This is a genomic window from Streptomyces sp. NPDC030840, assembly GCF_055572015.1.
Map to the genome: position 1 here is coordinate 628,390 of NZ_JBVIEE010000001.1, position 19,194 is coordinate 647,583.

Annotated in this window: 15 protein-coding genes and 3 pseudogenes; 5 read left to right on the plus strand and 13 right to left on the minus strand. The window is 71.3% G+C overall.

What is annotated here, in order from left to right; genetic code table 11:
* Positions 1-207: 207 nt before the first annotated feature.
* The 3 genes and pseudogenes from ACZ49J_RS02635 to ACZ49J_RS02645 all read left to right on the plus strand — a co-directional run.
* Positions 208-1,112: pseudogene (locus ACZ49J_RS02635) on the plus strand (transposase).
* 106 nt (positions 1,113-1,218) lie between these two features.
* Positions 1,219-1,404: a type II toxin-antitoxin system VapB family antitoxin gene (locus ACZ49J_RS02640; RefSeq protein WP_467447418.1), complete on the plus strand. Its 186-nt coding sequence runs from the start codon at positions 1,219-1,221 to the stop codon at positions 1,402-1,404.
* Positions 1,401-1,793 (plus strand): annotated as a pseudogene (locus ACZ49J_RS02645) (PIN domain-containing protein); the annotation flags it as partial. The gene ACZ49J_RS02640 and the pseudogene ACZ49J_RS02645, both read left to right, overlap by 4 nt.
* Positions 1,794-2,072: 279 nt before the next feature.
* Here ACZ49J_RS02645 and ACZ49J_RS02650 read toward each other — a convergent pair.
* The 3 genes from ACZ49J_RS02650 to ACZ49J_RS02660 all read right to left on the minus strand — a co-directional run bounded on the left by ACZ49J_RS02650 (position 2,073) and on the right by ACZ49J_RS02660 (position 6,188).
* The gene (locus tag ACZ49J_RS02650; protein ID WP_467447419.1) at positions 2,073-5,273 is read right to left on the minus strand and encodes an alpha-L-rhamnosidase; all 3,201 of its coding nucleotides are present in this window, start codon (positions 5,271-5,273) and stop codon (positions 2,073-2,075) included.
* A gap of 184 nt (positions 5,274-5,457) precedes the next feature.
* A complete protein-coding gene (locus ACZ49J_RS02655) occupies positions 5,458-5,580 on the minus strand; it encodes a hypothetical protein (RefSeq protein ID WP_467447420.1) in 123 nt (40 codons plus the stop codon).
* 173 nt (positions 5,581-5,753) lie between these two features.
* Entirely contained in the window at positions 5,754-6,188 is a 435-nt protein-coding gene (locus tag ACZ49J_RS02660) for a nuclear transport factor 2 family protein (protein ID WP_467447421.1), read from the minus strand.
* A 121-nt stretch (positions 6,189-6,309) separates the two neighbouring features.
* Here ACZ49J_RS02660 and ACZ49J_RS02665 point away from each other — a divergent pair, with 121 nt between their 5' ends.
* Both ACZ49J_RS02665 and ACZ49J_RS02670 read left to right on the plus strand, forming a co-directional pair.
* On the plus strand, positions 6,310-6,861 hold the full coding sequence (locus ACZ49J_RS02665) for a TetR/AcrR family transcriptional regulator (RefSeq protein ID WP_467447422.1): 552 nt from the start codon (positions 6,310-6,312) through the stop codon (positions 6,859-6,861).
* 333 nt (positions 6,862-7,194) lie between these two features.
* A pseudogene (locus ACZ49J_RS02670) lies at positions 7,195-7,281 on the plus strand (YceI family protein); the annotation flags it as partial.
* A gap of 250 nt (positions 7,282-7,531) precedes the next feature.
* Here the strand turns inward: ACZ49J_RS02670 and ACZ49J_RS02675 are convergent.
* The 10 genes from ACZ49J_RS02675 to ACZ49J_RS02720 form a co-directional block, all read right to left on the minus strand.
* The gene (locus ACZ49J_RS02675; RefSeq protein WP_467447424.1) at positions 7,532-8,569 is read right to left on the minus strand and encodes a 3-oxoacyl-ACP synthase III family protein; all 1,038 of its coding nucleotides are present in this window, start codon (positions 8,567-8,569) and stop codon (positions 7,532-7,534) included.
* 115 nt (positions 8,570-8,684) lie between these two features.
* The gene (locus tag ACZ49J_RS02680; RefSeq protein WP_467447425.1) at positions 8,685-9,860 is read right to left on the minus strand and encodes a hydroxymethylglutaryl-CoA synthase; all 1,176 of its coding nucleotides are present in this window, start codon (positions 9,858-9,860) and stop codon (positions 8,685-8,687) included.
* On the minus strand, positions 9,850-10,926 hold the full coding sequence (locus ACZ49J_RS02685) for a hydroxymethylglutaryl-CoA reductase (protein WP_467447427.1): 1,077 nt from the start codon (positions 10,924-10,926) through the stop codon (positions 9,850-9,852). Before ACZ49J_RS02685 ends, ACZ49J_RS02680 begins: the two co-directional genes overlap by 11 nt.
* Positions 10,923-11,999: a type 2 isopentenyl-diphosphate Delta-isomerase gene (fni, locus tag ACZ49J_RS02690; RefSeq protein ID WP_467447428.1), complete on the minus strand. Its 1,077-nt coding sequence runs from the start codon at positions 11,997-11,999 to the stop codon at positions 10,923-10,925. The genes ACZ49J_RS02685 and fni overlap by 4 nt, the downstream gene beginning before the upstream one ends.
* Positions 11,996-13,162: a phosphomevalonate kinase gene (locus ACZ49J_RS02695; protein WP_467447429.1), complete on the minus strand. Its 1,167-nt coding sequence runs from the start codon at positions 13,160-13,162 to the stop codon at positions 11,996-11,998. The genes fni and ACZ49J_RS02695 overlap by 4 nt, the downstream gene beginning before the upstream one ends.
* A complete protein-coding gene (gene mvaD / locus ACZ49J_RS02700) occupies positions 13,162-14,163 on the minus strand; it encodes a diphosphomevalonate decarboxylase (RefSeq protein WP_467447430.1) in 1,002 nt (333 codons plus the stop codon). Before mvaD ends, ACZ49J_RS02695 begins: the two co-directional genes overlap by 1 nt.
* Positions 14,150-15,148 (minus strand): mevalonate kinase, encoded by a 999-nt coding sequence (gene mvk, locus ACZ49J_RS02705; protein ID WP_467447431.1) that lies wholly within the window; start codon positions 15,146-15,148, stop codon positions 14,150-14,152. Before mvk ends, mvaD begins: the two co-directional genes overlap by 14 nt.
* Positions 15,149-15,293: 145 nt before the next feature.
* On the minus strand, positions 15,294-16,664 hold the full coding sequence (locus tag ACZ49J_RS02710; protein WP_467447432.1) for a protoporphyrinogen/coproporphyrinogen oxidase: 1,371 nt from the start codon (positions 16,662-16,664) through the stop codon (positions 15,294-15,296).
* Positions 16,661-18,142: a protoporphyrinogen/coproporphyrinogen oxidase gene (locus tag ACZ49J_RS02715; protein WP_467447433.1), complete on the minus strand. Its 1,482-nt coding sequence runs from the start codon at positions 18,140-18,142 to the stop codon at positions 16,661-16,663. The genes ACZ49J_RS02710 and ACZ49J_RS02715 overlap by 4 nt, the downstream gene beginning before the upstream one ends.
* The gene (locus tag ACZ49J_RS02720; protein WP_467447435.1) at positions 18,139-19,164 is read right to left on the minus strand and encodes a terpene synthase family protein; all 1,026 of its coding nucleotides are present in this window, start codon (positions 19,162-19,164) and stop codon (positions 18,139-18,141) included. Before ACZ49J_RS02720 ends, ACZ49J_RS02715 begins: the two co-directional genes overlap by 4 nt.
* Positions 19,165-19,194 lie beyond the last annotated feature (30 nt).

A 19,194-nucleotide genomic window follows, 5' to 3' on the forward strand; every position in this document is an offset into this window, starting at 1 on the left:
GCCGGCACGCCGAGAGCACGCACCGAACGCCGCTCCTTGACGGGCGAACGTTGCCTGCCGGGGCGCTGGCTTGATCTTTAACCTGGGGGATCGAACGGTGTCTCGTACTTGATCACTCGGGTTGGTAACTGCCGTACGTGCAGGCGGCCTTCGGCTGACCATGTGCTCCGACCAAGGAACGCACACACCCGGCACGAAGGCCGTGGGATGAGTCTGTTGCACCCTGCCGTCCGGCAGGAGACGTTCGCGGAACTGTCACGCTTCCGGGGCGAGTTCTACTCCTGCCTGGCCAGGCGTTCGGATGCGCTGTTCGAGCTGACCGACGCCGTGCTGTGTGCGGACGGACCGGTCCGCTCGCTGGTGGAGCTGTCGCTGGTGGGCGAGCATCGCCGCGGACACGGCGGACTGTATGACGCCCTGGCCGCGGGCCGGGTGGACATTGCCCGACTGCGGCGGGCCCTGGCCGCGGTGCCGCTGCCACGAGCAGCGGATGGCCGGCTGGTCCTGGCCGCCGACATCACCTGCTGGCTGCGTCCCGACGCCCACACCTCACCGCAGCGGATCCTGTGCCACACCTACGGACGCGGCAAGGACCAGCACATCCCCGTCCCCGGCCGGGCCTACTCGATCGTCTGCGCATTGGAAGCAGGCCGCAGCTCGTGGACCGCACCGTTGGACGCCCTGCGTCTGCTGCCGGGAGACGACGCCGCCACGGTCACCGCCCGGCAGATGCGAGAGCTGACCGAGCGGCTGATCAAGGCCGGTCAGGGGAAGGCGACCCGGAGATCCTCATCGTGGTGGACGCCGGATACGACGTGCCTCGGCTGTCCCACCTGCTGGGAGATCTGCCGGTGCAGGTGCTGGGCCGGATGTGCTCGGACCGCGTTCTGCGCCGGGCGGCACCGCCCCGCGAGCCAGGCACCCGCGGCCGCCCACCCCGCCACGGCGGCGAGTTCGTCTTCGGCGACCCGGCCACCTGGAACGCTCCGGATGCGGCGACCGTGACCGAGACCCGCCTGTGCCGCAAACCATGCACTACGAGACAGCGAACGAAGAAGTCAACGACCCCACGACCTCGCCGCACAGGTTTTCGCTGGGCGGCTGGAGTGTAGCGGGTCATGGAGTGGTGAGAGGTGGTCTTACGGAGGCCGCCCCTCGAACGTGTGCCGTCGCCGCTGGTAATGGCAGCGCCGGGCGACTGCCTGGCGTCGCCGACGCATGCGGCTCATGGGTGCCACGACGAAGAAGGAGACTGTCAACGCGGCTCTGCGGGACTACGTGGCACGGATCAAGCGGCTTGAGGCCGCCGAGAAGCTGGCTGCGCGGGGCGCGCGGGGTGAGTTCGAGCAGGCGGCGGCGGCGCGTGACGCGCAGAAGCGTGGGCGGCGAGCGGCCTTCGAATGATCACGAACCTGTTGGACACCTCTGCCCTGTGGCACCTGCTCCGCGTCCCGGGTGCGTTGCGGCCCTGGGAGGGGCACATCGCTGCCGGCGTGTTCCACATCTGCGAGCCGACGCGAACGGAGTTTCTCCACTCGGCGACCAGTCCGGCTCACCGCGATGAGCTTGCTGAGGAGTTGGACGATCTCTGCCTGCTCTCGCCGGTTCCGAAGAACGCCTGGCGCTGGGTCGAGACCGCCCAGTACAAACTCACGCAACAGGCTCAGCATCGGGTGGCTGGGGCGATCGATTTGCTGGTGTGCGCGACCGCGGTGCACCACGGGCACACCGTACTTCATGGGGACAACGACTTCGCTACGGTCGCCGGGGTACTCGAGGAGCTCCAGCGACGCACGTGCGGACCTGACACTGCGATGAGGGCGGCACCCAGGCTCTTCCCGGCTCAAAGGCCTGGGCGAGCACTTACCGGCAGCCGACTCGCGATTCGCTTGCGAGACATCGGCCTTCCGTCCGAGGCCGGACCGGATGCCGCAGGTTCGACTCCTGCCGCCCCTGCCAACGATCACCGCTCCCGGGTCGTCAGGCCTCCGGTCACGGGACAGGGAGAAGAGGCTGCCTCCGCGGTACGGGAGCGCCGGGTGCGGTTACCCGGCGCTCGCCGCGGAGCCTCGTTATGCGGTGAACTGATGTGTGCCGGAGCCGACCTGGTACACCGCGCAGCCGTCCTCCTGGCGCAGGAACGTCCCGTGCGTACTCGTGACCGCTTCCGGAGCGGACGCGGGGACCCACACCTCGGCGGTCGTGTTGGGCGGCACCGTGCAGGTCAGGCTGAAGCGGCCGGCCTTCTGCCGCCACCGGGTGGAGACCGGGCCGTAGACCGAGGTGAAGGTGGCGCGCGCGGAGGTGACGGCTCCGCCCGGACGGGGGCGGACGACGATCTCACGGTACCCGGGCCGGCCCACCGAGATACCGGCGATGTTCGTGTACATCCATTCCCCCACCGAGCCGTAGGCGTAGTGGTTGAAGGAGTTCATGCCCGCGTCCTGGAAGCTGCCGTCGGGCCGGATGGAGTCCCAGCGTTCCCACATCGTGGTGGCGCCCCGGTCGATCTGGTAGCCCCAGCTGGGGTAGGAACGCTGCTGCAGCAGGCGGTAGGCGACATCGGTGTGCCCGGTGTCGGTCAGTACGGGCAGCAGCCGGGGTGTGCCGAGGAAGCCCGTGGACAGATGCCAGTCCCTGGCCTCGATCAGGGCGACGAGCCGGTCGGCCGCGGGCCCCCGCAGCGCGTCCGGCAGCAGGTTCATCGACAGCGCCAGGACATAGGCGGTCTGCGTATCACCCTTCACCTTGCCGTCGGAGGTGACGTAGGCGTTCTGGAAGGCCGTCCGGATCCGTGCGAAGAGATCGCTGTACGGGGCGGCGTCCTTGCCGAGCACTTCGGCCGTCCGGGCCGCGAGATCGGTGCTGTGCGCGAAGTACGCGGTGGCGATGACGTCCTTGGGGGTCTCGTCGGCGACGTTCAGCCAGTCGCCGTAGCCCTCGGCGGGGCGCAGCAGACGGTTGCTGCCCTTCTCCAGGTAGGTCAGCCAGGCCTGCACGGACGGCCAGGCCTCCTCCAGGACCCGGCGGTCGCCGTATGCCTGGTAGAGCGCCCAGGGCACGGTGACACCGGCGTCGCCCCAGCCGGCGGCGCCGTTGCCGACGTTGCCGACCAGCGGGGCCGTGTCCGTGAACGAGCCCGCCGCGGTCTGGGAGTCCCGCATGTCGACGAGCCACTTGGAGAGGAAACGGGCCGACTCCATGGTGCGGGCGGCGGTGGGCGCGAAGACGTTGATGTCTCCGGCCCATCCGAGGCGCTCGTCGCGCGCGGGGGTGTCGGTCGGTATGGAGAGGAAGTTGCCGCGCTGCCCCCAGGTGATGTTGTGGTGCAGCTGGTTGAGCATCGGTACGTCGGTCTCGAAGTCGAGGGTGAACGGGGCGGACGTATGCATGACCCGCCCGGTGACGGCCTTCGCCGAGGGAGCGCGCGTGCCGGGGAATCCGGTTACCTCGACGTAGCGGAACCCGTGGAAGGTGAAGCGCGGCTCGTAGACCTCCTCCCCGTGCCCCTTGAGGGTGTACGTGTCCGTCGCCGCCGCGCTCCGCAGGTTCGCGGTGTAGACGGTTCCGTCGGGATTGAGCACCTCGGCGTGTCTGAGCCGGACTGTTGTCCCCGCCTTGCCCGACACCCGCAGTCGTACTGAGCCGACCATGTTCTGGCCGAGGTCGAACACGTAGACACCGGGCCTGGGCTGGGTCACCGTCTTCGGTGTCAGCTCCTGCTCCACCCGGACCGGACCGTCCACCTGCGCGACGATGAGGTCCGGGCCGACATCGCCCGCGGCGCGCACGCCGAGCCAGCTCCCGTCGTCGAAGCCGGGTGAGGTCCAGCCGGGGGTCTCCTTGCGCGCGTCGTACGTCTCGCCGTTCAGGAGGTCGGCGGCGACGATCGGCCCGGACGCGGCCCGCCAGTCGGTTCCCGAGGTGATGCGCTCGCTCGTGCCGTCCGCGTAGTCCACTTCCAACTGGGCCAGCAGCGCCGGGGTCTGACCGTACTGGCCGGGCCCGAACGGGCCCACGTTGCCCGCGTACCAGCCGGGTGCCAGATAAGCCCCGATGGCGTTGACGCCGGGCCTCAGCAGGGCGGTGACGTCGTACGTCTGGTACTGGACGCGGGTGCGGTAGTCGGTCCAGCCGGGGGCGAGCTGGTCGCGGCCCACGCGGCTGCCGTTGACGTGGGGTTCGTACAGGCCGAGCGCCGTGGCGTACAGGCGCGCCCGTGCCACCTTGCGGCGCTGGAGCCGGAATTCGTGTCGCAGCTGGGTGACGGCGTATGACACCGGGACGAGCCGTCCCCATGGGCCGCCGCCCCATGCGGCCGCCACCATCGCCGCGGGCCAGGCCGCGTCGTCGAATCCGGGCTCTCGCCAGCCGGCCGGGGGCTCCTGGTTCACCGTCTTCCAGGAGCCGTCGGTGACGATCCGCTGTTCGCCGTCGGCGGTACGGACCATGAGGACGGCGATGACTCCCGCCGGGCCCTGGGTGGCGTTGGTGGCGGAGACGGTGACAACGTTTTCCCCGGTGCGTGTCCAGTCCAGCACGTCGATCACGGCGGGTCGGCGCCAGTTCTCGTTGTCGTTGTCCAGGTCGGTGCGGGCCACCTCGACTCCGTTGACGGAGACGGTGTACACGTTGTCCACGGTGATGGCGAGCGTCGCCGCCGTGACCCCGGCGGGCAGGTCCGCGGCGCGGCGGAACCAGCGCGTGCCTGCCGGAACGCTGCTGGTCGCCTCCCCCTCGGGGAACCAGATCCAGGAACTGCCCGCGAGGGACGGTGCGTCCGTGAGGCTCGCCGGAGCCGAGATCCAGTCGGCCGCCCACTGTCCGGCGTCCATGAGGCCGGTCTCCCACCACTCGGGCGCGCTCCATCCGGAGACCCGCCCGTCGCCGTCCCACACGCGCACGGCCCAGTGGTAGCGGGTCCGGGGCCTGAGTGCGGGGCCACCGTAGGGCACGAGCACGGAGTCCCCCGAGGCCACCTTCCCGCTGTCCCAGACGTCCGGGCGGGACAGTCGCGACGGGGTCGTGGCCACCCGGACCTGGTAGGCGCTCTGCCGCACACCCGTCTGCTCGGCGAGCAACGGCCAGCTCAGCCGGGGCCGTTGCACGTCGAGCCCCAGCGGACGCCGGACGTACTCCACAGTGGGCTCCGCGACCCGCACCCCACTGCGCGCCGGTGCGGACGCCGGCGCGGCCGCCGCCGGTACGCCGTCGAGGGTCACAGCCGCTGCGGTGGCTGCTGCTCCGGCGAGAACGTTCCTCCTGCTGATCACTACGACTCCTCACTCACACGGAAGGGGTGAATCGATTCAAAAACAGAAGAGATGCGGGTAACCTAAAGCCGCGTGAGGTGAGGGTCAATCACCGTGCACCGATCCACTGTTGGGGCTGCGGGCGCTATTGAACGGATTCAATGCGGGCGAGTCCCGGAATCAGGTCCGCCGCGCCGGTGCCGGTTCATGCGGCGCGGTAGCGCGTCGCCAGCTCGGGGCTCTGCGCTTCGATGGCGGCGAGGTCGGACTGGAAGACCGCGTCGAGGAGGCCCGCGTCCTCCATGCCCGGGCGCAGACGGTCTCGCACAGTTCCAGCGCGTAGACACCTCACGGTTCTAAGCCGTCAAGTCGTCGGCTGGGGGACCTTCGAGCACCGCTTGGTCGCGGAGTCACTGATGTCCGGCACGGAACTCCTGAAGTTGGCTTCGACAACCTGCATCAAGGCGGAACGCGGTGCCCGCGTCATATCACCGGCCACATCTATGCGTCTGTCAGCTGCGCGCAGAGGGCGTCGACCGTGTTGGTGGCACGGGCGAGCCCGAGGTGATCGATGTAGTCTCGCGACTCGACGATCAGCCCGTCGCGGATCCGGAAGACGATGATGCCCGGCGCGGCCCAGCCCCCGTCGCCGCGGTAGGTGAACTCGCCGATGGCCACCTCGGGGTCAGCGGTCTGGTGGACGCGTACGTCCTCGACCCGGACGCCTGCCAGGCCGGCCAACACTGCCGTGGCGAAGTGCTGCCGGAGTGCTTCGCGGCTGAGCAGCGGGGTGTCGCCGAGCGGGGCCATCGGATGTCGCACGTAGGTTTCCTCGGCGTAGAACTCGGCCAGCTTGTCGACCTGGCTGCGGTCGCCGTTGTTCAGCCGGCAGGCGCCGTCGAGCATGGCGCGGAACGTCTCTTCGGGGGTTCGCATGATGGTCGCCCTTCTAATCGGAGTCTTCACTCCGGAATGGACGGAGTGAAGACTCCGGTTGCAAGCGGATCGCGGATCCCCACCGGAGCGAGGGGACCATCCGGGAAGGGAGAATGGCCGGATGCGAAGCGACGCGCAGGCGAATCGGGACCGGGTGCTGGCCGCAGCCGAAGAGGTCTTCGGCGAGTTCGGCAAAGCCGGCTCGACCGAGGAGGTCGCACGCCGGGCCGGCGTCGGAATCGGCACCGTGTTCCGGCACTTCCCGACCAAGCAGCTGCTGATCGAGGCCACAATCGTGCGGCACCTCACCCTGCTCACCGACACGGCGCGTGCGCGAGGCGAGGACAGCGAGGCAGGAGCTGCCTTCCGGACGACGTTCCGGGAGATGGTCTCAGGCGCACCGGCCAAGCTCGCGCTCCTCGCGCTGCTGGAGGAGTCCGCCGCTCCGGCGGGCGCCCCCGATGAGGTGCAAGCTGCAGCCTCCGCGTTGCAGGACGCCGTCGAGGTGTTGCTGTCCCGGGGCCAGAAAGCCGGCGAGGTGCGCGCGGACGCAACGGTGGACGAGATCTACGTGCTGATCAGGGCGCTGGCCAACGCCCGGGGCGACCGGGCTGTCGTAGACAGGGCGGTCGACATGGTGCTGGACGGACTGTCGCCGCGGCGTTGCGTGTAGCCACCTTTCGGGGATCGCCCTACCGACCCACCTTGACGGCCCCGACAATCCCCCGGAAGCAACCCAGCTCCGGCGTGACGCTCCTCGACGACGAGCCGCCCGCGCCCACTCTCCGCGCCTCCTGACGCGGCGAGGCCGTCGAGCCCTGCACGGCTCGACGGCCTCGAATCCCCAACGCTCCATGAAGAGAGGAACGTTGCTCCAACAGGCTACTCAACCGTGGACCCCGGTCGAGGCCCCTTCGGATGACCTCGCGTACGGCGTGCGGATGACGATGTCCCGCACGACGGACGGGTGGAAGGTGAGCGCGGTCGACGCACTCTGGGAAACGATGCCGGCATCGCGGCCATCGGCGCCACCCTTCGCATGGAGCTCGACATCCAGGCCGTGCAGGGCGAGCAGCTGCCGCCCGGCGCCTGACAGGGCGGGCCCCGCACACAGTGTCCGCCGCGCCCGGGAGATCCGGGCGCGGCGGACACTGTCATAGCCCCTGGCTCGGCGACCCGGCCACCGCCATGCCCGCCATCATCCTGATGTCGGCGTGGCAGGGCGTCGGCTTCCGAATGATCATCTGGCTGCCGTCGCACCACAGCGACCCTCGTTCAGCCGGGGTGGGAAGGGGGATCGCGTCCCCGTCCGGGAGTGGCATCTTCGCCGAGGCCGAGCTGGGTCAGGCGTGGCGTGGGCGCGGGGGTTCCCATTCCAACAGGGCGAGTCCGGCGGCCATGCCTCCGCCGAAGCCGGCCAGGAGAACGAGGTCGCCCGGGGCCAGACGGCTCGCCGTGTGGTCAAGGGTCACGGGCACCGACGCCGCTCCGGTGTTGCCGTACTCGCGTACCGTCGTATGGGCTCGTTCCGGCGGGAAGCCGAGGTCGGCCACGAGTTTCTCGAGCATGCGGCCGTTGGCCTGGTGCGGCACGAAGTGGACTCGGGGTGTGCGCTCGCCGGACGCCGGAGCACCGTGCTCGTGGAGGAAGCCGTCGATCATCGGTCCGACGTGGTCCTCGACGAAGGCACGGACGGCCCGGCCGTCCATCGTGAAGTAGTGCAGACCGTCCGCGAGGGACTCCGGCGTGGCCGGAATGCGGCTGCCGCCGGCTGGGACGCGGATCAGGTCACGGTGGTCGGGGAACGAGGCCAGGCGGGTGGCGATCACGCCCCTTCCGCGGACGGGGCCCAGGACGACGGCGCCCGCGCCGTCACCGAACAGGACCGCGGTGCGGCGGTCGGCCGGGTCGAGGATGCGGGAGTAGATGTCTGCGCCGACGACCAGGGCGTGTCCCGCGGTGCCGTGCAGCATCCGCTCAGCCGTGGTCAGGGCGAACACGAAGCCGCTGCACACGGCGTTGAGGTCGTAGGCGGGCGTGCCGGGCGGGGCGCCGAGTTCGGCGGCGACCGCGGCGGCGGTGGGGGGTTGCGGCGAGTCCGGGGTGGAGGTCGCCACGACGATCAGGGAGAGGTCACCGACGCCGATGCCGGCGTCGGTGAGTGCGCTGCGGGCGGCGGTCGCGGCGAGACCGGAGGTGACGTCGTCGGGCTTGGCCCAGCGGCGTGCCCGGATGCCGGTCCGCTCCACGATCCACTCCGGCGTCACCCCGGCCGGCGCTCCCACCTCCTCGTTGGTGACGACGTTGCCGGGCAGGCAGGAACCGGTGCCGAGCACTCCGATGGCTCCCGCGGTGGGGACAGCGGCTGAGGGACGTGTCATGTCGACTCGTTTCCGATCGGGTCCGGATGGGTGGGGGACGGGCTGTGCCGCGGCGCGTCACACGTCCGGTGCCGGTCCCGGAGCCCGCGCCGCCAGTGCCGGAGAGCCGCTGCCGTCAGGCGGCCTCGTAGATGCGCTGGTGGTCGCGGAGGGCCGCCAGCCGGAACGGGCCGCGGGTCTGGTGCGGCAGTTCGTACCAGCTGCCGTCGGTGGGCAGGCTCTGCTGGCGCAGCCCGCGGTAGGTCTCGTAGTCGATGGCCTGCCGGGCGCCGACGGCCTCCCGGTGCGCGTCGGCACGCAGATGCGACCGATAGCCGGGGCGCACCCGGGTGGCGAAGAACTCGGCGACGCTGCCGGAGCCGTAGCTGAACAGGCCCAGTGCCCGGCCCTCCAGGTCGGGGCAGTTCTCCAGGGCGGCGGTGAGGGCCAGGTACACGGAGGCGGTGTAGCTGTTGCCCACGGTCTCGTTGTAGACGGTGGTGGGGGCCACGGTGGCGTGGAGGGTCTCCTCGTCCGTGCGCGCTCCGCACGTCTCCAGCAGCGCCCGGTGCGCCTTGAAGGCCAGCCTTGTGTAGGGCTGGTGGTAGCAGAAGGCCCGGAACTCCTCCAGCGGCAGGCCGCCGCGGTCGCGGTAGTCGCGCCAGGCGCCCTCGACCGCGTCGAGGTAGGCCGTGACCGACTCCTTGCCGTTGACCAGTGCGGTGGCGCGGTAGTTGGGGCGCCAGAAGTCCATCACGTCCGCGGTGAACAGGCCTGAGGAGCCGGTAAGTTCGAGCAGGGCGGGGTCGGCCGAGACGAGCATGGCGGCGGCCGCCGCGCCCTGGGTGGCCTCGCCGGGGCTGTCGAGGTCGTAGCGGGAGATGTCACTGGCGATGACGAGGACCTGCTGATCGGGGTCCCGCTGGACCAGGCCGGCCGCGAACTGCAGTGCGGCGGTGGCGCCGTAGCAGGCCTGCTTGACCTCGACGACGCGGACGTGCGGCGGCAGGGCCAGCAGGGAGTGGACGTACACGCCCGCCGCCTTGGACTGGTCGATGGAACTCTCGGTGGCGAGGACGACGGTGCGGATGCGGTCGGGGCCGTGCCGTTGCACCAGTGGCAGCGCGGCGGCTGCGGCCATGGTGACGATGTCCTCGTCGGCGGTGGGAACGCTCATCGCGTGCTGGCCGAGTCCCTTGTGGTACTTGGCGACGTCGGTGCCGTTGGCGCGGGCCAGTTCGGTGTGGTTCAGGACGAGGCTGGTGGTGCGGAAGGACAGGTCGTGGATGCCGATGGCGGTATCAGCGGACATGGGCGTCTCCCGTGGCGCGTTCGAATCGGTTGTGGGCCTTCATCAGTTCGCCGGGGTTGGTCTGGGCGGCGAGGAGGGACAGTTCGCCGCACAGGACGGTGGCGGCGGCGAGTACGGCGAGCTGTCGCGCGTTCTCGCCGGCGGGCCGGTCCTCGCGGCAGCCGAGCCGGGTGAGGTGGGCGTCGACGAAGCCGAGGCCCTTGCCGTTGCCGACCGTGCCGAGGATCAGGTTGGGAAGGGTGCAGGAGAAGTAGAGATCCCCGTCGCGGTCCTGGGTGTAGGTGACGCCCTGAGAGCCCTCCACGATGTTCGCCGCGTCCTGACCGGTGGCCAGGTAGAAGGCGAGGAGCATGTTGGCGTAGTGGGCGTTGGCCGAGCGGATGCCGCCGGCCAGCAGGGTGCCGACGAGGTTCTTGTTGATGTTGAGGGCGGTGATCCGGTCGGCGGTGGTGTGCAGGCGCGCCTGCACGACGTGCCGGGGCACGAGGATCTCGGCGACTACGTTCTTTCCGCGGCCGAGGATGCCGTTGATGGCGGTGGCCTTCTTGTCGGTGCAGTAGTTCGCGGAGATGGAGCCGTAGCGGATGCCTGGGACGGTGGCGAGGAGATGCGCCAGCAGGGCGTCGGAGGCGAGGGTGGCCATGTTGTGGCCGGAAGCGTCGCCCGTGGCGAACTCGAAGCGGATGAACAGCAGCGGCCCGGTGATCTCATGGCGAACGTCGAGGAGCCGGGCGAAGCGGCTGCTTGAGCGGGTGATCTCCTGCAGCCGCGGAAGGTCGTCCTGGACGGCGCGGGCGGCGGCGTACGCGGCGGCCGCGTCGTCGGCCTCCACCAGGACCGACCGCGTCATCCGCTCGTCGACGAGAGTGGTGCGGATGCCGCCCTCGACCAGCCGGGAGATCTTCGCGCCACGGCCGACGGACGGCCACAGCGGCGATTCGTAGGTGGCCAGGGGCACCTCGGCCTCGGTGACGGTGACGTTGCCGGAGATGCGCAGGGGGCCGACCCAGCGCAGGGGGACGCCCGCCGCCGTGAGGTCGGTGGACGGTTCTGCCGTGAGGGTCATGAGGTGACTCCTTTCTCCGCGGTCGTCAGGCCGCGGTCGAGGCTGAAGGTGCGCAGCGATCCGGTCAGCAGCACGTCGCAGTCGGCGAGGGCGTCCGGGCTGTGCGCGCCGAGCAGGGTCATGAGGGCGGTGAGGTGGTCCAGCCAGGTGGTGATGTGCCGCACGAGGGCGTCCACACCACCGTCGAGGAGTGTGGTGAGGAAGGGACCGGAGGCACCGACCGCGCGTGCGCCCAGAGCGAGTGCCCGGGCGATGTCCAGGGGGTTGCGTACGCCTCCGGAGGCGAGCAGTGGCAGGCCACAGTCACGGGCGTCGAGGAGCGCAGCCGGGGTGCTCAGGCCCCAGCCCTCCAGATAGGCGTAGTCGGGCCGGTCCCGGCGGCCGTTCTCGATGCGGGCGAAGTCGGTTCCGCCACTGCCGGCCACGTCGGCGGCACGCACTCCGAGCGAAGCCAGTTCGCGCACGGTGCGCCCGCTCAGCCCGAAGCCGACCTCCTTGACGACGACGGGCACGTCGACGGCGGCAGCGATGCGTTGGATACCGGTGGCCCAGTGCGCGAAGGACCGGTCGCCCTCGGGCATGACGGTCTCCTGCACCGGGTTGATGTGTATCTGCAAGGCGTCGGCGTCCAGCAGGCCGACGGCCCGGCGGGCCTGCTCGGGGGTGGCCTCGGCGTTGAGGTTGGCCAGGACGAAGCCGTCGGGGTGTTCGCGACGCACGGGGGTGAAGGTGGACGCCGTGCCGGGGTCCTTGAGGTAGGGGCTCATGGAGCCGGTGGCGATGGGCAGTCCGGTCTCGCGGGCGGCGATGGCCAGATCGCGGTTGATCTCACCGGTGCGCGGGCTGCCGCCGGTCATGGCGTTGATGTACAGCGGTACCGGCCAGCCCACTCCGGCGAAGTGGGTCGCCAGTGAGACCTTCTCGCGGTCGGTGCCGGCGAGAGCGTGGTGGACGAAGCACACCTCGTCGAACTGGTTCGGCCTCGGTGGCCCGCCGGGTGGCGGCTCGCCCTCGCTGGTGTGCTGGGCGTGGGCGAGCCGTACGTGGTCATCCTTGCGGTGGTGTGCGGTCATCGGGTGTGTCCTCGTGGGGAAGGGGGGACGTCTGGGGCGGTGCGTGCTTCGCGACCGGCGTCGTCGGCGGCGTCTGCGGTCACCCGCAGCGGCAGGGGGGTGATGCCGGCCGCCGTCCAGCGCCGTCGCAGCAGTTCGGCGGAGCGGCCGGCGGGAAGCAGGGCGATGCCGCAGTCGCCGCCGCCCGCGCCGGAGGGCTTGGCGGCGGCGCCGCAGGATTCGGCCACCTCGCAGAGGCGGTGCAGGGGTGCGGTGACGATGCCGAGGGAGGTCTCCGCGTCGAGCCGGGTCAGCAGACTCCGGGCGGTGCGCACGGCGTCGAGGAGCGCTTCCGTCTCTTCGCCTCGCAGAGCCCGCTCGGCGGCCGAGACACACTGCTCGCTGTCGTCGAGGAAGCGGGTACGGGGAGCGCCGTGCCACTCCGGCCGGGTGGCGAGGTCGGCGACGAGGGCGGTGGTGGACGCCGGGCTGCCGCTCCAGCCCACGTGCAGGGCGAGTTCGGTGGGAGGCGGCAGCGGCCGGACGGCGACGTGCGCCCAGGGCCGCCCCAGGGTGTGGGTGACGCCGTGCCGGTGCAGGTCGTTCAGCAGGGCCTGCCGGTCGGGTGACCGGTAGGACACCCACCCCTGCCAGGTCGAGGCCGCGAGATCGGCGCCGGAAGGTCCCGCGTCGACCCGGACGCCGGCCAGCAGCGCGAGCCGGAAGCGGTCGTCGGTGGACAGCCGCAGGCCGTAGTGGTCCGCCAGGGCCCGGATGGACGCGACGGTGACCGCCGCGCTGGATCCCAGGCCGGTCTTGACGCCTGCGCGGTGCAGGTCGCTGCGCACCGAGAGCCGTACCGGCGCGAGGCCGAGCCCTCGTTCGGTCCGCAGTTGCTCGATCGTCTCCACGGCCGACACGACGTGGACCAGCACGCCGCGCACGGGGGCCGGATCCTGTCCCGGGAGCGCCTCGAGCCCTTGTGGGCCGCGGCGGAGCCGCACCTCGTGCTCGAGCAGGTCCGAGCCGATCACGACGTCCGCTTCCTCGGCGGCTGTCGAGGCGGTGACGGTGACGTACCGGTCCATCGCGGCGACGATGGCGGGCCGTCCCGGTTCGAGGACCGCGTATTCCCCCGCCACCATGAGCTTTCCGGGTGCGCGGCGAGTGGTCGGGGCCGCCATCAGGCCGTCACCTGCCGGAGCCGGGCACCGGGGCCGCGGTGCGCCACGACCACCCGGGCGTCGGTGACCTCGCGCATCCGGTCGGCGATCCGTTGCGCGTCGGCGGGAGCGCACAGAACTTTGACGTTGGGCCCGGCGTCCATCGTCGCCCAGGCGCCGATGCCTTCCGCGCGCAGACGGCGGACGTGGCCGAGGACCGCGTCCGTGGCGGTGGTGCGGTAGCGGACGGCGGGTCGCGCGGCCTCCATGGTGGCGTGCATGGCGAGGGCGTTGCGCTCGGTGATCGTACCGACGGCTGTCATGTCGCCGTCGTGCAGCGCCGTGTACATGCGGGCGAGGTCGGCGCGGCTGTCCGTCACCCAGTCTCGGTACAGCGGCGAGGTGGCGACCGTGCGCCGCATGGCCTCCCTGCTTGACACGGGTTTCGGGCCCTCCTCCAGGACGACGGCGACCAGCGCGGCGTCCAGGCGGGCGTCCGCGACCGGTTCCGCGTAGGAGGCACGGTCGGGATCGGGTGCGTCGGGATCGCCGGCGTGCCAGACGACGAAGCCGCCGAAGACGGATCGTGCGGCCGATCCGGATCCGCGGCGCGCCAGCCGGGACAGCTGCTCGGTGTCGCCGGGCAGGCCGTAGGCTCGTGCGGCTGCCAGGGCCAGCGCGGCGAATCCGCCGGCGGAGGAGGCGAGTCCGGCTCCCACCGGCACTGTGTTGCGGGTGTCGACGACGGCCCGTTCCCGGCGCCCGGCACGCTCGCGCACCAGGTCCAGGAAGGTGGTGGCGCGGCGCAGTACCTCGCCTTCGGCGGGCGCGCCGTCCATGACGACGTGATCCGTCGCCGCGTCCGGGGCGAGCCGGACCGCGGTCGTCGTGGGGAACACGTCCAGCGTCATCGACAGACTGTCAGTGAAGGGCAGGACCAGGCGTTCGTCACGTTTGCCCCAGTACTTGATCAGGGCGATGTTGGGATGCGCCACAGCCACCGCTGTCTCACGGGCTGTCATGTCCCTCTCCCTTCCCGATGGCGGTGGTCCACGTACGGGCGCCCGTACGGTCGGCGAGTGCGGTGGACACCGACCCGGCGTGCTCGACGGTCGTGGTCAGGGCCACGATGCAGCCGCCGAGTCCGCCGCCGCTCATCTTGGCTCCGAGCGCGCCCGCGTCGAGGGCGGCACGGACCAGCGCGTCGGTACGGCCGGTGGTCAGACCGAGGTCGGCGAGGAGCCGGTGACAGTCGGTGAGATGCCGGCCCAGCGCGGGGAGGCGACCGGCCGCCAGGTCGTCGAGCGCGGCTCGGGTGAACCCGGTCGACCGGTGGACGAACCGCGTCCGGTGGTCAGGGTTCCGCGCGAAGGCTTCCCGCAGCATCCTGACGGCTTTCCCGGTGCCTCCGCCGCTGCCGCTGTCAGCCACGACGACGTGGAATCCGGCGCCGACCGACGGGGTACGGGGCCGCCCGTCCTCGAGGAGTACGGGCCGCTCGCGGCCGGTGGCCAGCGCGTCGATGCCGCTGGCCAGACCGTGCGTCGACCGCTCGGACAGCTGCACGAGGTCGAAGGTCTCCTGTTCGTCCAGGCCGGTCCCGAAGAAGGCGTCGAGCGCGCGCACCAGCGCGCGGGCGTTCGCGGCGCTGGATCCCAGGCCGCGGGACGGCGGGACGCGGCTGTGGAGGCGTATCTCCAGCGCAGGGGGTGCGGCCAGGCCCGCCCGTTCGGCGAAGGCGTCGAGGAGCAGCCGGAGGTCCTTGGGTCCTTCCGCCTCCTGGGGGGTGCCGTGCGGGCCGGGTGCGACGAGTCGCAGGCGGGAGACACCGGTGCCGGGTCCTGGCGTACGGCGCAGGGTGGCCCGGCATGTCAGCGCCGGCAGCGGGAGTGCCAGTGCCGGGGCGCCGTAGACCACCGCGTGCTCGCCGAGCAGGATGGCCTTGCCGTGCGCCTCGCCCGTCGCGACCCGCTGAACGCCGGTCGTGGACGTGCAGTGCGTGGACATGATCCGCATTCCTTTCTTCCGGCAGGCGACTGGTCGGGGCGGCGGTCCCTCACACCGTGTGGTCGGCCGGTGTTGTCGCTTCGGCCGCCCATGGACGAGGCCTGCGACGCGCTTCTCCCGCTCGCCCGTGGTCGACGGGCGAGCCCTAAGGGCGGCCGGCGGCGACCGCGCCCCTCGTGACGACCTCGCTCACCCGCTCGGCAGCGCGTTCGCCCGTGACGAGGCTGGAGTTGGTCGCGCTGAAGGCGAGGTAGTCCCCGGCGAGCTGAATGCGCGAGCGGGAGTCGAGGCCACGGTTGAAGTCACGCAGCCGTGCGTAGTCACCGGGCTTGCGCAGGATGACCGCGTTCTTCCACCGCTGCACGTACGCCATGTCCTGGTGGTCCTCGATGTGCCGGGCCATCTCCGGCCACGCCTGCCGGTGCACCTCGTGGGTGCGCGCCTCGATCTCCTCGTCGTCGGCCTCCCAGTGCCGCATCGCCCACGGATAGCGGTAGTAGCTGGTCAGCAGCGCGTGGCCCTGCGGGGCGCGGCCGGGGGCGAAGTTGTGGTTGAAGGTGATGACCCCCAGGTCGGGGTGCTCGCGTTGCGGGAAGAGCACGCAGGTGGCCGTCTCGTCCGGGACGCGGTCGACACCGAAGTACACGTGGATGTCCGGTACGTACGGCACGTTCGCCAGGTAGTCCCGTGTCGTCGGGGCCAGTCCCGGGCACAGCCGGGCGGCGACCGGCCCCGGCAGGGCTACCACCGCGGCGGCGGCCTCCTCGGTGTGCTCGGGTTCGCCCTCCCGCTGCCAGTGCACCCGGACGCCGTCCGAGGTCTCCTCCACCTGGGTGACCTCGGCGCGGGTTTCCACGTCCAGCCGGGAGGCGAGTGTCGTGGTGAGGGTGTCCACCCGGTCGTGGAAGTTGAACCAGGTGGAGTTCACGGCGGGCATCGAGAACAGGAAGTTGACCACCGACAGGTCGGGGGGCGAGTTGAAGAACATGGCGCTCATCGGGTCCACGACCCAGTCACGGAACTGGGTGTCGAGCCGGCGTTCCGCGTAGGCGGCGGCCGTCTCGGTGTCGAGGGCGGCCGCCTCGCCCATGTCGCTGTCCCAGCGCAACCGGCTCGCGTACTTGTTGAGGTCTGACTGCAGCCGCACCATGGCGGGCAGCGAGGTCCAGGGGAGCAGGCCCGAGCGCTTGAGATCGGTGGGCCGGTTCGCCCGCAACCGGTGGACGCGGCCCTCGCGGCGGATCCCGACGACGTTGTTGGTACGCAGGGTGGTGTCCTCGATGCCGAGGTCGCGGACGAGGTCGCGCATCTGCGTGTAGTTCTCGATCAGCAGGATCGCGGCCAGGTCCATGTGGTACCCACGGCGTTCCACCGTGCGCATCCGGCCGCCGGCACGGTCCTCGGCCTCCAGGACGCGCACCGGGTGCCCGGCCTGCTGGAGGCGGAAGGCCGCGGTCATACCGGCGATGCCGGCCCCCACAACGATGATCGGTTCCTTGATGCCCGTGGCGTTCACTGTGTTCCTTTCGTCCGAGCGGAGACGGGTACGCGGAGGTGGGACGGGGCCGGCGGGGGTACTGCCTCCAGCCGCTCCCACAGCTGGCGGGACGCCCGCACCGCCGAGCAGATGCTGTGATGCGTGCTGGACTGGGTGAAGAAGTCACCGCCGGCCAGCCGCACCCGGGAGGTGGCCGGCCATGCCGAGCTGAGGCGTGCGATCTCCCGGTAGTCGCCTGGCCGGCGGAAGACCACGCAGTGACCGGGACGCATGACGTGCGTCATGACGGTGTGGTTCTCGGTCTCGGGCGTCAGCCCCACGGTCCGCAGAGCCGACCGCGCGTGATCGACGAGCTGCTCCTCGGACTGGTCGCGATGGCGGTCCGACCAGGAGCCTCGGAAGTGCGCCATCACCAGCCCCCGTCCCTCCGGCACCCGGCCGGGAGCGGTGTTGTGCGGCAGGATCACGCCCACCAGCGCGGGGTGCTCGGACCGCGGGACGTTGACCATCACGGCCTGTTCAGCGGTGGGCCGGTCCAGGCCGAAGGCCACGTGGACGCTGCCGGTGTACTCGACGCGCCGGAAGAACTCGCTGAACGGCCCCTGCATCTGGCCGTAGAGATCCGGTGCCCGGGACGCGGGCACGGCCAGCACGCAGCCGTCGGCCCGCTCGGTGTGCTCTCCCGTGCCGTCCTGTGCCTGCCAGGTGACCGCGACCCCGCCGGCGCTCTCCTCTACCTGGCGCACCGTGGCGTGGTAGGTGACGGGCAGTTGGGCGGCGAGGAGCCGGGGCAGCACCCCGACCCCGTCACGGAAGGTGAACAGGCCGCCGCCGCCCAGCAGGGAGTTGAGCAGCATGAACGGTGCGACGGACGAGGTGCGTTCGACGTCCTGGAGTGAGGCGAGCATGCACAGGGGGTCCAGCAGGTGGTCGACCGTGCCCGGCCTCAGTCCGCGGCGGACCGCGTAGCCGGCGACGGACTCGCCGTCGTGGCGGGCCGCCGCGGACATGTCGTACCAGTCCAGCGAGCGCCGGACGCGCAGGTGGTCCAGCATCAGCTTGGGCAGGTCGGACGGGAACGGCGCGAACCGCAGCAGCCCGGCCGCCATACGCGGCAGGGAGCCGACCCGTACGTGGTGCACCCGGCGCTCGCGCATGAGTCCGATGACGTCGGAGGACGGCAGCAGCCGGTCGCCGACGCCGGCCAGCTCCGCGAGCCGCAGCATCGCGTGGTAGCGCCGCGACAGCAGGGAGGCACCGGTGTCGATGAAGAACCCGCCGCGCCGCACCGAACCCATCCGGCCGCCGACGTACTCGGGTCCGGAGCTTTCCAGCACGGTGACCCGGCAGCCGCGCCGCTGCAGGAGGAATGCGCTGGTGAGTCCGGCGATGCCCGCGCCGACCACGACGACGTGGGGGCGTCCGGGGAGCTGGGGCCCGGCCTTTGGGGACGCCGCGGAGGACGGACTGTTCGGTGCGGGCCGGCCGCCGGTCACGCGGGGACCTCCGAGCGGGGCTCGTCCCGGTCGTAGCGGCTGTGCCGCAGATACCACTCGACGTGGTTCTGGAAGCTGAGCAGTCCGTCGGCCCAGGTCTCCAGTGCCACCTTCTCGCCGGCGGTGTAGGGGCCACCTGTTCCGGCGGGGCCGCCGGCCTGCTTGAGCGCCCGTTTCAGTGACCTCACCCGCTGCTTGATGCGGTCCAGGGTCTCGGCGGCGGCGTCCTGCAGCGACATGTTCTCCAGGCGGTGCAGCAGGACCACGAGGTTGTAGGCATCCGGCCGGTCCAGTTCCTTCGACACCGAGCACAGGTCGTTGATCCAGGAGGCGATGTCGGCCGCGCAGCCGATCATCTCGGTGTACTCGGGGGTGCCGTAGAAGCGCGCCGGCAGCCGTACCGACTCTGCCTGCTCCACGAAGTCCAGCAAGGGCAGCACCGGTCCGGTGTCACGGCGCAGGGCGATGTAGGAGTCGACACCGGGCAGGACACCGCGTGCCCGGTAGTCGGACTCCACGACGAGGGAGGTGAAGTAGTCGTCCAGGTGCGCGAGGAGTTCCCCGAACTGCACCGGCGCCATGTGCTGCGCGGTCCGCTCCAGCAGGTCCGCCAGCGCGCGCTGGAGGGCGTCCTCGGGGACGGGCAGCGGCTCGCGGCGCCTGGCGGCGTCCACCAGGCGCCTGAGCGGGGCCGCCGCCCGGTCGGCTGCGGCGGCGCCGGCGCCGGCGGCTCCGTCCTCGAAGTGGTCGTCGAGGTTGAAGTACCACATCGTCCACTGGGTGATCAGTACGCGGATACCGGTGTCCGCCCGCGGATAGCCGTGGCTGACCAGCTCACCCGCGCACAGGCGGCGCAGCGGATGCCGGGGGTCGCCGGAGTCGATCAGCCCCAGGCGCCTGGCCCATTCCGCGCCGCCGGTCTCGACGGCGGCGATGTCGCCGGGTTCGCGGGTGGGTGCGGCAGGGAAGGGCCAGCGGGGCAGGACGGTGTCGAGGACCGGATCGGAGACCGGGCTGTGCACGATGTCTCTCCTTTCCCGGCCGTCGGCCGG